This window comes from Pusillimonas sp. SM2304 (genome assembly GCF_031628915.1).
Taxonomy (GTDB): domain Bacteria; phylum Pseudomonadota; class Gammaproteobacteria; order Burkholderiales; family Burkholderiaceae_B; genus Pusillimonas_C.
The window spans coordinates 402,824-415,638 of the sequence record NZ_JAVLUJ010000002.1 but is presented as its reverse complement, the minus strand read 5'-3'; the positions used below and the strand labels follow the sequence as shown (position 1 = coordinate 415,638).

Annotated in this window: 10 protein-coding genes; 2 read left to right on the top strand and 8 right to left on the bottom strand. The window is 63.2% G+C overall.

The window, feature by feature from the left end; genetic code table 11:
- The 3 genes from msrP to RE432_RS10890 all read right to left on the bottom strand — a co-directional run bounded on the left by msrP (position 1) and on the right by RE432_RS10890 (position 2,705).
- Positions 1–966 carry a protein-methionine-sulfoxide reductase catalytic subunit MsrP gene (msrP, locus tag RE432_RS10900; protein ID WP_310933435.1) on the bottom strand — a complete coding sequence of 322 codons (966 nt, stop codon included), beginning with the start codon at positions 964–966 and terminating at the stop codon, positions 1–3.
- A gap of 135 nt (positions 967–1,101) precedes the next feature.
- A complete protein-coding gene (locus RE432_RS10895) occupies positions 1,102–1,755 on the bottom strand; it encodes an HAD-IA family hydrolase (RefSeq protein WP_310933434.1) in 654 nt (217 codons plus the stop codon).
- Complete coding sequence (locus RE432_RS10890; protein WP_310933433.1) at positions 1,752–2,705, bottom strand: RluA family pseudouridine synthase; 954 nt, start codon at positions 2,703–2,705, stop codon at positions 1,752–1,754. The genes RE432_RS10895 and RE432_RS10890 overlap by 4 nt, the downstream gene beginning before the upstream one ends.
- A gap of 496 nt (positions 2,706–3,201) precedes the next feature.
- On the opposite strand from RE432_RS10890, the gene RE432_RS10885 reads away from it, so the two are divergent.
- The gene (locus tag RE432_RS10885; RefSeq protein ID WP_310933432.1) at positions 3,202–6,183 is read left to right on the top strand and encodes an Rne/Rng family ribonuclease; all 2,982 of its coding nucleotides are present in this window, start codon (positions 3,202–3,204) and stop codon (positions 6,181–6,183) included.
- A gap of 174 nt (positions 6,184–6,357) precedes the next feature.
- Here RE432_RS10885 and accD read toward each other — a convergent pair whose 3' ends face one another.
- The 4 genes from accD to RE432_RS10865 form a co-directional block, all read right to left on the bottom strand.
- On the bottom strand, positions 6,358–7,233 hold the full coding sequence (gene accD / locus RE432_RS10880) for an acetyl-CoA carboxylase, carboxyltransferase subunit beta (RefSeq protein ID WP_310933431.1): 876 nt from the start codon (positions 7,231–7,233) through the stop codon (positions 6,358–6,360).
- Between the two features lie 98 nt (positions 7,234–7,331).
- Positions 7,332–8,183: a tryptophan synthase subunit alpha gene (trpA, locus tag RE432_RS10875; RefSeq protein WP_310933430.1), complete on the bottom strand. Its 852-nt coding sequence runs from the start codon at positions 8,181–8,183 to the stop codon at positions 7,332–7,334.
- A 21-nt stretch (positions 8,184–8,204) separates the two neighbouring features.
- On the bottom strand, positions 8,205–9,404 hold the full coding sequence (gene trpB / locus RE432_RS10870; protein ID WP_310933429.1) for a tryptophan synthase subunit beta: 1,200 nt from the start codon (positions 9,402–9,404) through the stop codon (positions 8,205–8,207).
- 126 nt (positions 9,405–9,530) lie between these two features.
- Positions 9,531–11,807, bottom strand: coding sequence for a bifunctional (p)ppGpp synthetase/guanosine-3',5'-bis(diphosphate) 3'-pyrophosphohydrolase (locus tag RE432_RS10865; protein WP_310933428.1), 2,277 nt, complete (start codon positions 11,805–11,807; stop codon positions 9,531–9,533).
- A gap of 90 nt (positions 11,808–11,897) precedes the next feature.
- Between RE432_RS10865 and RE432_RS10860 the strand changes: the two genes are divergently transcribed.
- Positions 11,898–12,413, top strand: coding sequence for an NAD(P)H-dependent oxidoreductase (locus RE432_RS10860; RefSeq protein ID WP_310933427.1), 516 nt, complete (start codon positions 11,898–11,900; stop codon positions 12,411–12,413).
- 22 nt (positions 12,414–12,435) lie between these two features.
- Here the strand turns inward: RE432_RS10860 and RE432_RS10855 are convergent, their stop codons facing one another.
- Positions 12,436–12,789, bottom strand: coding sequence for a RidA family protein (locus RE432_RS10855; RefSeq protein WP_310933426.1), 354 nt, complete (start codon positions 12,787–12,789; stop codon positions 12,436–12,438).
- Between the last annotated feature and the right edge of the window lie 26 nt (positions 12,790–12,815).

The following is a 12,815-nucleotide window of genomic DNA, read 5'->3' as shown; positions in this document are numbered from 1 at the left end:
TCAATAGTTTTTCCGCAGATCCATGCCCGCATACAGGGCGGCAACCTGCTCGCCGTAGCCGTTGTACATCAGGGTATCGACACGCGGCGCGAAGAAACCGTCGCCGATCCGCCTTTCCGTGGCCTGGCTCCAGCGCGGATGCGCAACGCCGGGATTGACGTTGGCATAGAAGCCGTACTCATTCGGGGCGATCTGCGCCCAGCTCGTCATGGGCATGTCTTCGAGCAGGCGGATTTTGACAATGGACTTGCCTGACTTGAAACCATATTTCCACGGAATGGCAACACGCAATGGGGCGCCGTTCTGCCCCGGCAACGGCTTGCCATAAACGCCAAACACCAGCATGGTCAGCGGGTGCATGGCTTCGTCCATGCGCAGGCCTTCGACATAAGGCCAGTCGATGATGCGGCTTCTGAGCCCCGGCATGTTGTCCGGCTGCATCACGGTGGTGAATTCCACGAACCTGGCCTTGCTGGTGGGCTCGACGGCCTTGAGCAAGGCCGACAGCGAGTAGCCGCTCCAGGGAATGACCATGGACCAGGCCTCGACGCACCGCAGGCGGTAGATGCGCTCTTCCATGGGCGCCAGTTTCAGCAGCTCGTCAATATCGAAGATACGCGGCCGGGCGACCTCGCCCTCGACGCTGACCGTCCAGGGCCGCGTCTGCATCTGGTGGGCGTACTCGAAGGGGTCGGCCTTCCCCGTGCCGAATTCGTAAAAATTATTGTACGAAGTGATGTCTTTTTCGGACGTGGGCTTGTTGCTGAGCCAATAATCGGGATTCGGGGTGGCGGCAAGCGTCTTCGGGGCCTCGTCCGCCCAGGACGAGGCGGCGGCGCCCAAACCGCCCGCACCGGCCGCCAGCGCACCCAGGCCCGCCTGCCGCAGCCACCTTCGGCGCGACTGCCAGACGGCTTCGGGTGTGATGTCGGACGGTGCAATGGTTGGCAGCTTGAGCCTGGACATAATATGCCGCTCCGTGAAGGTATCCGGATAGGACGGCGGCAAGCGGCAAAAGTTCCCGGACGAACCTGGGCCGCCGACGATGCCGCGGGGATGCTTTATAACACCGCCATAGCTGGGTTCAGGCGGCCTTCCCGCCTACACCCGCGCCATCAGCCAGCCCTGCATTTCGCTGACGCTGGAGACCATGACCGTGGGCGAGGCAGCCGCCAGGGTGGGCGTATCGTGCGCTCCGTAAGTCACGGCCATGCTGTCCACCCCCGCAGCGGTGGCCATCTGGATATCGTGCGAGGTGTCGCCCACCATCAGCACCCCTTCCGGCTCCAGCCCCAGCTCCTCCATGAGCTCCAGCAACATGGCCGGATGCGGCTTGCTGAACGACTCATCCGCGCAGCGCGTGGCATGAAAATGATCTTGCAGTTGCATGGCGCCCAGCACCCTGTCCAGCCCCACGCGGCTTTTTCCGGTGGCCACGCCCAGCGCCACCTGGCGGGCCCTGAGTTCGGCCAGCAGGCCGGCAATCCCGTCGAACAGCTTGATATGGGGGTCTCGGCTAAGAAAATGAAAACGGTAACGATCCAGGAAATCCGGCATCCTGTCTTCCGTCAGGGTCGGTACGCAACGATACAGCGCACTTTCCAGCGAAAGGCCGATGACCCAGCTTGCCTCGTGATGGGGCGGCACCGGCAAAGCCAGATCGGCGCACGCGCCCTGAATGGCGGCGACAATGGAATGCGTGGAATCCATGACCGTGCCATCCCAGTCAAAAATCACCGCGTCGTAACGTTTCACGGATGTTGCTCCAGATAATCAAGGATATTCACACAAGCGGGCGGCAGTTCGGCCGTCAGCACCAAGGGCGCCTGGGTCAGCGGATGCGGTATTTCCAGCCGGTGCGCATGCAGGAACATGCGATTAAAACCCAGGCGGGCAAAATGCGCCCGGACCTCGTCCGGCCCGTATTTGTCGTCGCCGACAATGGGGTAGCCGCTGGATGCCAGGTGCACCCGGATCTGGTGCGTACGCCCGGTGCGCAGTTCGGCATCCAGCAAACTATACCGGCCGTACCGCTTTTGCAGCGTAATGATGGTGTGGGCGGCTTTGCCTTGCGCATCCACCTTGACGCGCCGCTCGCCCGACGCGGTCAGCCACTTGAGCAAAGGCTGGCGCATATGCTGCCGGTCGTTGACCCAGTCGCCCACCACCAGGGCGTGATAGTGCTTGCGCCCGCCCCCTTCGCGCATCATGTCGTGCAAGCCCAGCAGCGCCTTGCGCTTCTTGGCAATGATCAGCAGGCCCGAGGTTTCGCGATCGAGCCGATGCGCCAATTCCAAGAAAGGCGCTTCGGGGTGGGCCGCGCGCAATTGCTCGATCACGCCGAAGGACACGCCGCTGCCGCCATGCACGGCCAGGCCGGCTGGCTTATTTACAACAATCATGGCTTCGTCTTCGAACACGATGGGAAACACGGCGGGCGGCACGCTGCGTGCCTCGTCGGGGCGCGGCAGCCGTATGGGCGGCACCCGCACCGTATCGCCCCGCTCAAGCCGGTATTCGGCAGAGATGCGGCCCTTGTTGACCCGTACCTCGCCGCTGCGGATGGCCTTGTACAGATGACTTTTGGGCACCCCCTTGCACAAGCGCAACAGGAAATTATCGATCCGTTGCCCCGCTTGTTCGTCGCCGATTTCAACGAAACGGACGCTGGGGATGTCATCTTTGGCAATAACTGTTTTGCGCATAGGGAAAAGCGGCATATAATCGCATCAGCCTATAGAAGCTGAAAAACCGCCGAACGTAGAGATGCAAGGGTGCGTCTCCGTTGGACGAATAAAGGTCATATTGTACCGCCTGGGTTTCAGCTTCTGGGTCACTAGGTCGCCGGGGCAGGCCCGACGCGTGAAGTGTGGTGTGGCGCATAGCCCGCTCTTCGCATATCGACTGCCAACCGCGTGCGACGCTGAATCTCTTGCAAAATATGTCTTCGTTTAATGCACCAGCCGCGAACTTACCTACGCGTCTGCCGTTCCCAGCAATTTTTTGTCAACCACTATAGTGAAACTGACCTTCCTGCTGACTGAACTGCGTACCTACAGGTCCGCCGTGCCTACCCGACACAAGGTGGGCCCGGCCTGACGCCGTCAGCCTTGCCCCCCATGCAGATTTAGCGCCACACACCGAGTGACCCGCGGTCGTGCGCCGATAAACGGTGCGCCATGACTACGGAGAAACACACTCATGAAACGAATGCTGTTCAATGCAACGCATCAAGAAGAACTACGCGTTGCCATCGTCGACGGTCAAAAGCTTATTGACCTCGACATCGAAACCGCCGGGCGCGAACAGCGCAAGGGCAATATCTACAAAGGTGTCATTACCCGGATAGAACCCGGCCTCGAAGCCTGCTTCGTCAGCTACGGCGAAGACCGCCACGGCTTTCTGCCCTTCAAGGAAGTGGCGCGCACCTACTTCAAGGAAGGCGTGGATGTGCGCAGCGCCCGTATCCAGGATGCCCTGTCGGAAGGCCAGGAACTGATCATCCAGGTCGAAAAGGAAGAGCGCGGCAACAAGGGCGCGGCCCTGACCACCTTTATTTCACTGGCGGGGCGCTATCTGGTGCTCATGCCCAACAACCCGCGCGGCGGCGGCGTTTCGCGCCGGGTCGAAGGCGAAGACCGCCAGGAACTGCGCGAAGCCATGGACCAGCTGGACATTCCGGCCGGCATGAGCATCATCGCCCGCACCGCCGGCATCGGCCGCAGCGTGGAAGAGCTGCAATGGGACCTTTCCTATCTTCTGCAGTTGTGGGGCGCCATTGACGGCGCTGCCCGCGACAATCCCGCGCCCATTCTGATTTATCTGGAATCAAGCCTGGTCATCCGTGCCATCCGTGATTATTACTCTCCGGAAATCGGCGAAATCCTGATCGACACCGACGACATTTACGAGCAGGCCACCGCCTTCATGAGCGTGGTCATGCCCGACACTGTCCAGCGCGTCAAGATGTATCGCGACGATATCCCGCTGTTCTCGCGATTCCAGATCGAACACCAGATCGAAACCGCCTATTCGCGCACGGTTCAGCTGCCATCCGGCGGCTCGGTGGTCATCGACCACACCGAAGCACTGGTGGCCATCGATGTGAACTCGGCGCGGTCGACCCGGGGCTCCGACATCGAAGAAACCGCCATGCGCACCAATCTGGAAGCCGCCGACGAAGTGGCGCGCCAGTTGCGCCTGCGCGACCTGGGCGGCCTGATCGTGATCGACTTCATCGACATGGAAGAAGGCAAGAACCAGCGCGCTGTCGAACAACGCCTGCGCGATGCCCTGCACTTTGACCGTGCCCGCGTCCAGATGGGCAAGATCTCGCGCTTCGGCCTGATGGAACTGTCGCGCCAGCGCCTGCGTCCCGCCCTGAACGAAGGCTCGCACGTGACCTGCCCCCGCTGCAACGGCACCGGCGTGGTCCGCGATGCCGAATCCAGCGCCTTGCATGTGCTGCGCCTGCTCCAGGAAGAAGCCATGAAGGAAGGCACTGCTTCGCTGCACGCGCAGGTGCCCGTCGACGTCGCCACCTTCCTGCTGAACGAAAAGCGGGCCGACATCACCAAGATCGAGTCGCGCCTGAAGGTCAACCTTATCCTGATTCCCAACAAGAATCTGGAAACGCCGCATCACCATATCGAGCGCCTGCGCCACGACGATCCCCGCCTGGAAGAAAGCAAAACCAGCATCGAGCTGGTCAGCCAGCCTGAAGAGCAACTCACCTGGGAGCCCAACAAGGCCCAGGAAGCCAAGAGCCGCCCCGAAGCCCTGGTCAAGGGCATCACCCCTTCGCAGCCCGCCCCGATCTCGGCGGCGCCGGCTGCCGCGGCAGCCGCGGAAAGCGTTGGCCTGTTCAAACGCCTGATCAACTGGCTGACCGGCGCTGCCGCGCCGGTCGCCGAAACAGCGCCCAAGGCCGAAGCCGGCAAACCGCAGTCCGGACGCAATAAGGGCCACCGCCACGGCGAACGCCGCGAGCGGGGCCAGGGCGACCGCAACAACCGCCATCGCCGCGGCGAGCGCCGCCATGACGCGGTGGAAGGCAAGGCTGACGAGGCCCAGGCGCCGCGTGGACGGCGTCAGCACAGTGCGCAGGATGGCGAACAGGCTGCCCACACTCCCCGCTCTGCCTCGCCCGAGGCGCGTCCGCAAAGCGCCGAAGGCGCCGAATCCGGTCAGGGCGGCCGTAGCGGCCGCAATCGCCGGGGCCGGGGACGCAATCGCCGCGATGAAACCCAAAGCGACGCCGTGGAAGCCGACAAGGTGATCGTGCCGGCCGCCATCGCTGCCGACGCCGCCCTTGCCGCTGAAGAGGCCATAGAGGCGACTCAAGCCGATCTGGACCAGAACACCGAAGCCGCGCAGGATCACGATCAGGCCGACCCCGAGCGCAAGCGCCGCCGTCGCCGCAGCCGCCGTGGCCGCCGCAACAACGAAGCCGCCTCGGACAGCAGCGCCACGCAAGACAGCGGCAGCGAGGGCAGCGAAGACGATCAGGCTTTCGTCTCGCATGAAACGCCTGCCTTCAATCCAGGCGTCCTGCCCGCCATCGCCACCGAGCAAGGCCAGCTTGCCGGATCCCGCCAAGCCGACGCCGAAGCCCAGCTCATGCCGGTCGAAACCACACAGTCCGGCGCAGAACAGGCGCCTGCCCAGGCCGACCTCAGCCCGGCCGCTGAACCGGTCAGCCCGGCAGAGGCCGACAGCCAGGGTTCCGCCCTTGCGCACGCTGAGGCCCCCAAGGCGCACGCCGCCGATGCCGAGCCCGCTCCCCAAGAGCCCGCCCTGATCGAGGAAGTGGCCGCAGAAGCCGACGCAGCGGCAAGCCAGGCCGTGGAAACGGTGGAAACCGTCGACACCGCCAGCGCCGTTACGGCGGCCCCTGAAGCGGCGCCAAGCGCTGATGACGAAACGCCCGCGGCGATTGCGCCCGCCGATATCGACCAGGCTGCAACGGCTCAGGCCAACGCGACGCCAGCCGGCAGCCCCAGCCAGCCCAAGGCCGCGGCAGCATCGCTGGATCAAGTACTGCAGGCGGCAGGCATGCAGCTGATCGAGACCACATCCGCTGCGGCGCCCGTGGCGCCTGCGCAGCCGGTGCGGCTGGGCCGTGCCCGCAAGCCCGCGGCCACCGTCGCGGCAGAGCCTTTGCAGCAGGTGGAAACGCAGTAAGCGCGTAGCAGCCCCCGCCCGGTCCATGGCCTGTCAAGCCATGGACCGAAGCAAAAAACAGTAAAAAAAACCTTGCCGGAATAGTCCGGCAAGGTTTTTTTATATGCTCAGTACATGCCGCGGCGATTCAAGCCCACAGGCCTTGCGCCCGCCGGGCCACGGCCCGGAACCGCGTCAGGACTTGGCGACCACGTCCACGGGCTGACGCATCAGCAAGGCCAGCACATGGGCCAGTTCGCTTCGCATCTCGCGGCGGTCCACCACCATGTCGATCGCGCCTTTTTCAAGCAGGAATTCGGAGCGCTGGAAGCCTTCAGGCAATTTTTCACGCACGGTCTGCTCGATGACCCGTGGGCCGGCGAAACCGATCAATGCGCGCGGCTCGGCCATGACCACATCGCCCATGAAAGCAAAGCTGGCAGAAACCCCGCCCATGGTGGGATCGGTCAGGATGCTGATGAAAGGCAGGCCCGCCGCCGACAGCTGAGTCAGCATGGCGTTGGTTTTCGCCATTTGCATCAAGGACAGCAGGCTTTCCTGCATGCGCGCCCCGCCCGAAGCGGCGACGCAGATAAAGGGCGTCCGGTTCTTGATGGCTTCCTGCGCACCCCGCGCGAAACGCTCGCCCACCACCGAGCCCATGGATCCGCCCATGAACTCGAACTCAAAGCATGCCAGGACGACCGGCACGGCGTGAATGGCGCCGCTCATGACGACCATGGCTTCGCTTTCGCCGGTTTGCTTGACCGCCTCGGACACGCGCTCGGGGTACTTGCGGCTGTCCTTGAACTTGAGCGGATCCATGGGGCGCGTGTTCTGGCCGATTTCCACCCGGCCCTCGAGGTCCAGCAAGGCTTCAATGCGCGCCCGCGCCCCGATCCGCATATGGTGGCTGCATTTCGGGCAGACGTTCAGCGTGGCCTTCAGGTCTTCCTTGTACAGCACGGATTCGCAGGACGGGCACTTGACCCAGACGCCCTCTGGAACACGCCGCCCCCCATCGTTGCTGCGATTGATGCGCGGGGGCAGAATTTTTTCGATCCAACTCATGGTTTATTCCCGGTGAATGCCCGGTTCCCGACCAGGCTTTTGTTCTTTTACCGCAGGCGCCGACCCGTTGCCTGCCTGTTTTCAATCAATAATTCTTGCTATGCCCGGTTGTCCGGCAGGGCCTGCCGGATACCGCCCAGCCAGCTTGCCGCTGCGTCTATGGCGGCCGCATCGGCCCCCTTGTCGTCCAGGCCGGCTTCGCTTGCCGCTGCGACAGCCGCCTCCATGGTTTCAATCAGCTTGCTGCCGATCACGATCGCATCGGCGCAAGCGGCCAGGCTTTTGGCGCTTTCCGCATCGCGAATGCCAAAACCCACGCCCACCGGCACGGACACATGGCGGCGGATGGCCTCGAGCCGGGCCGCCACATCGGCGGTATCGATATGGCCCGCCCCGGTCACCCCTTTGAGCGACACATAATAAACATAACCGCGCGCTACTTGCGCAACCTTTTGTATGCGCTCGTCGGTGGACGTAGGCGCCAACAGAAAAATAGGGTCAATGCGCGCGGCACCCAGTTGAGCGGCAAAATCCGCGATTTCCTCGGGCGGATAATCGACGACCAGCACGCCATCGACGCCGGCCTGCGCGGCAAATTGCACAAACGCGTCCTGCCCCATGCGCTCGATCGGATTGGCATAGCCCATGAGCACAACCGGCGTCACATCGTCCGTCTGGCGGAACTCGGCCACCATGTCCAGCACCTGCCGCAACCCCGTGCCGCGCTTGATGGCGCGCTCGGCGGCGCGCTGTATGACGGGGCCGTCGGCCATCGGGTCTGAAAAAGGAACGCCAAGCTCGAGCACATCGGCGCCGGCCTTGACCAGCGCGTGCATCAATTGAGGCGTTGCCGCCACCGAAGGATCGCCCGCGGTCACGTATGGAATCAGCGCAGTGCGCCCCGAAGTTCTGGCAAACGCGGCCTTGAGCCGTTCGTTCGAAACTGTCATTTTAATGAGTCATCCCGGTTATTACAGGCTGATGCCGCTGAAATCGGCCACCGTGTGCATGTCTTTATCGCCCCGGCCCGACAGATTCACCAGAATGATCTTGTCCTTGGGCAGGGTGGGCGCCAGTTTAAGCGCATAGGCGATGGCGTGCGAGGACTCCAGCGCGGGCATGATGCCCTCGGTACGGCAGCAATCATGAAAAGCCGCCAGCGCTTCCTGGTCGTTGATCGTCACGTACTCGGCCCGGCCATCGTCTTTCAGCCAGGCATGCTCGGGCCCCACACCGGGGTAGTCCAGCCCTGCCGAAATGGAATGCGTTTCCTGGACCTGGCCGTTTTCATCCTGCATGACATAGGTCCGGTTGCCGTGCAGCACGCCTACGCTGCCGGCATTGAGCGACGCCGCATGCCGGCCCGTTTCCAGGCCTTCGCCGGCCGCCTCGACGCCCACCAGCTTCACCGCGTCATGGTTGATATAAGGATGGAAAATCCCCATGGCGTTGGAGCCGCCCCCTACCGAGGCCACGACGTAATCGGGTTGCCGGCCGGCATCGGCCGGCATCTGCTCCAGGCACTCGTTGCCGATGACGGCTTGAAAATCGCGCACCATCATGGGATAGGGGTGGGGTCCGGCCACCGTGCCGATAATGTAGAAGGTGTTCTCGACGTTGGTGACCCAGTCGCGCATGGCTTCGTTCAGGGCATCCTTGAGCGTGCGGGAGCCGGAGTCCACCGGCACCACCGTGGCGCCCAGCAGCTTCATGCGGTACACGTTCGACGCCTGGCGCCGCACGTCTTCGCTGCCCATGTAGACCACGCATTCCAGCCCGTAGCGGGCCGCCACGGTAGCCGTGGCCACACCATGCTGCCCAGCGCCGGTTTCGGCGATGATGCGCGGCTTGCCCATGCGGCGCGCCAGCAGGATCTGGCCGATACAGTTGTTGATCTTGTGCGCGCCGGTATGGTTGAGGTCTTCGCGCTTGAACCAGATTTGCGCGCCACCCAATCTGTCCGACCACCGCCTGGCGTGGTAGACCGGGCTGGGACGCCCAACGAAGTGCTTGAGCTCGTAGGCAAATTCCTTGAGGAAATCCGGGTCATCGCGGTAGGTATCGTACGCGGCCCGCAATTCGTCCAGTGCATGAACCAGCGTTTCGGCAATAAAGGAACCGCCGTACTGGCCAAAATGCCCTTCTTGATCAGGCAAAGTGTAGGATTTCAAAGCATTACTCTCTGGTTACGCTAGAAGATTGCCGTCGCCTTGACCAGGCCGAGCGGCAGCTATCCGCCATTTTAACAGCGTGACGCGGCCGGGCGGGCAAAGCGCGGGCCGGGGCCGAAAACGGAATCAATGGCGGCTGGCGCTCACGCCCGGCAACTCATTCAGCCCGGCCAGCGCACGGCTGATCTGCTCGCCGCTCTTGACCTCTATCGTAAAGACCATGTGGGCCAGCGAGCGCCGGCTATGCGTATTGATGCTGATCACATTCAGCCGCAGCTTGGCGAACACTTCCGACAGATCGCGCAATAGATTGACCCTTTCCTGCGCGTGTATGCTGATGTCGACCGGGTACAAGGCTTCGCCCGTATCACCCCAGTCCACTTCGATCAGCCGCTCGGGGTGGCGCGCCGCCAGCGCAGCGTACGACGCGCAATCATGGCGGTGTATGGAAACCCCCCGCCCTCGCGTGACAAAGCCCACGATAGGGTCGGGCGGCGCCGGCCGGCAGCAGCGCGCCAACTGCGTCAGCAGGGAATCGACCCCCACCACCAGCACCCCGCTCTTGCCTGTCTTGTCGACGCTGTCCACCCGGCTGGCATAGGTGCGGCTCAGGGTTTCCGCCGCCACGTCGTCCGGATGCGCGGGCTCGGCCTGGCGGCCTTTGCCCGCGCCCAGCAGATAATCGATCTGCCGCAGGCTGAACTCTTCCTTGGCCACGGCCACATACAGGTCGTCGGCCTTGGCAAAGTCCAGCTGCTGCGCCAGTTGTTCCATATTGATGGCCGTCTTGCCCAAACGCTGCAGTTCTTTCTCGACCAGGGTCTGCCCCTGGGCGATCCGCTGCTGCAATTCGATCGCATTGAACCATGCCCTGACTTTGGCGCGCGAACGCGGGCTGGCCAGGAAGCCCAGTTGGGGATTGAGCCAGTCGCGCGAGGGTCCGCCCGATTTCGCGGCAATGATCTCCACCGTCTGGCCCGTGGCGAGCCGGGTCAGCAGGGGCACCATGTGCCCGTCCACCCGGGCGCCCCGGCAACGGTGCCCCAGATCGGTATGCAGGTAATAGGCGAAATCGACCGGCGTGGCCCCGGCGGGCAGCTCGATGACGCGCGCCTGCGGTGTCATGACATAAATACGTTCACTCGGCTCGGGCGCCGCCCTGTCGCCGCCGCCCCCGCGATCCCGGTCATCGGCCTGGTCCTGCCCCGCGCCGTCTTTATCCCAAGCCAGCAATTGCCGCATCCAGGCGATCTTCTGGTCATACCGGCCCGCGGCCGCCACCTGGCCGCCGCGGGGGCCGGCTTCTTTATAGCGCCAGTGAGCCGCCATGCCGTACTCGGCGAACTGATGCATCTCGTGCGTGCGGATCTGGATTTCAAAGGTACGCCCCTGCGCATCCGACACCACGGTATGCAGCGAACGGTAGCCATTGGGCTTGGGACGGGAAATATAGTCGTCGAACTCGTCGGAAACCGGCGTCCACAACGAATGGGCCAGCGCCAGCACGGCATAACAGGCGCGCTCATCATCCACAATCACCCGCAATGCCCGCAAATCGAACAACTGGCTGAACTCCACGCCTTTGTTGCGCATCTTGTTCCAGATGCTGTAGATATGCTTGGGGCGGCCCGTCACCTGGGCTGGAACGCCGGCTCCGGCAAGTTCGTGTTCCAGACGTTCCACCGCGGCCCGGATAAAGGCTTCGCGCTCGACCCGCTTTTCTTCCAGCTGCCGGGCAATGGCCTTGTATGTGTCCGGTTCCAGGAAACGGAATGCAAGATCCTCCATTTCCCACTTGACCTGCCAAATACCCAGGCGATTGGCCAAAGGCGTGTAAAGCTCCATGGTTTCGCGGGCAAAATCGACCGGGCAAGGCACTTTGGCCCACGCGTACCAGCGCAGCGACTGCAGGCGCGAAGCCAGGCGCATCAGCACAATACGCAGGTCGGCCGCCATGGCCAGCAACATCTTGCGCTGCATTTCCTTCTGGTCGGTGCCCGACGCCGCGCTGTCGGCGGCCTGCCCGGTCAGCTGGCCCAAGCGCAACAAGGCGCGCGTGCCCTGCACCAGGGACACGACCTCGGACCCGAAAGCCTTGCGCAAGGGATCCTGGCGCGTACCCGCGGGGCCATCGGGCTTATCGGCCGGCAGTACCGTAATCAAGGCGCTGGCCCGGGTTTCGGCATCGGTGCCCAGCTCGGCCAGGATGCGCACCACAGACGCGCTGTGTTCGGCCAGGGGCTCGCCGGTGCTTGCATTCAGGCCCGCCAACGGTTCGCGCACCCACGCCACCGCCCGCTGCAGCAGGCTGGCGCCGGCTTCGTCCAGGCCGGCGCTGGCACTGGCAAACCAGCCCGCATCGAAAGGCGGCGTATCGGTTTGTGTAAGGTCAGTCGTGGCCATGGTCAGCAATCATCTACAACTACAAAATTAAAGGCGTTATGCATGCGGCTCTATACTAACGTGTCTGACAGCAGCCGTGCATCAAGGACTATGGACTCGACAGGTAAAAAAATCTTGCTTGTTGTCTGGCATTCACGCACCGGGGCAGCCAGGCAAATGGCCCAGGCGGCGGCCGAAGGCGCCCAGGCGGTCGTGGCCGAGCTGCAGGCCGGCGGCCAGATGGCGATTATCATGAAAGCGGCCCACGAGGCCGATACGCCCGACCTGCTCCAGGCCGACGGCTTTCTGTTTTGCGCGCCTGAAAACCTGGCGGCGCTCAGCGGGGCCATGAAAGAATTCTTCGACCGCTGTTATTACGGCGTGCTGGACCAGTTGAACGGCCGGCCTTATGGCCTGTTGATCAGCGCGGGCTCCGATGGCAGCGCGGCCGTCCGGCAAGCGGAACGCATCTGCACCGGCTGGCGCCTGGCATCCATCGCGCCCGCCTACATTGCCAACACCAATGCGCAAACCCCTGACGCCATCCTGGCGCCCAAAACCCTGCGCGAGCAAGACATCGAAGCCAGCAAAACAATGGGCGGCACGCTGGCCGCCCTGCTGCTTTAAGCCGCCATGCGGCGCTTCCTGGCTAGCGCAGCGCCGCCGTGACCACAATCTCGACCTTGAAATCGGGATTGGCCAGACGCGATTCCACCGTGGCCCGCGGCGGCGCGTTGCCGTCGGCTACCCAGGCGTCCCAGGCCTTGTTCATGCCATCGAATTCCTTCATGTTGGTAATGAAGATCTGCGCCATCAGGATCCGCGACTTGTCGGTACCGGCGGTTTCCAGCAATGCGTCGATCGTGGCCAATACCTGGGCCGTCTGGCCTTGAATGTCCAGCGTACTATCGTCGGGCACCTGCCCGGCCAAATACGCCACCCCGTTGTAGATCGCCATGTCGGACAAGCGTTTTTCGACATTGACGCGTTTGATTTCACTCATACATGCTCCGGAAAGGATTTGGGAAA

What these genes read in the sequence shown, in the direction of transcription:
- msrP (WP_310933435.1), bottom strand. Translation starts at nt 966, where the DNA reads ATGTCCAGGCTCAAGCTGCCAACCATTGCACCGTCCGACATCACACCC.
- RE432_RS10890 (WP_310933433.1), bottom strand. Translation starts at nt 2,705, where the DNA reads ATGCGCAAAACAGTTATTGCCAAAGATGACATCCCCAGCGTCCGTTTC.
- RE432_RS10885 (WP_310933432.1), top strand. Translation starts at nt 3,202, where the DNA reads ATGAAACGAATGCTGTTCAATGCAACGCATCAAGAAGAACTACGCGTT.
- accD (WP_310933431.1), bottom strand. Translation starts at nt 7,233, where the DNA reads ATGAGTTGGATCGAAAAAATTCTGCCCCCGCGCATCAATCGCAGCAAC.
- trpA (WP_310933430.1), bottom strand. Translation starts at nt 8,183, where the DNA reads ATGACAGTTTCGAACGAACGGCTCAAGGCCGCGTTTGCCAGAACTTCG.
- RE432_RS10865 (WP_310933428.1), bottom strand. Translation starts at nt 11,807, where the DNA reads ATGGCCACGACTGACCTTACACAAACCGATACGCCGCCTTTCGATGCG.
- RE432_RS10860 (WP_310933427.1), top strand. Translation starts at nt 11,898, where the DNA reads ATGGACTCGACAGGTAAAAAAATCTTGCTTGTTGTCTGGCATTCACGC.
- RE432_RS10855 (WP_310933426.1), bottom strand. Translation starts at nt 12,789, where the DNA reads ATGAGTGAAATCAAACGCGTCAATGTCGAAAAACGCTTGTCCGACATG.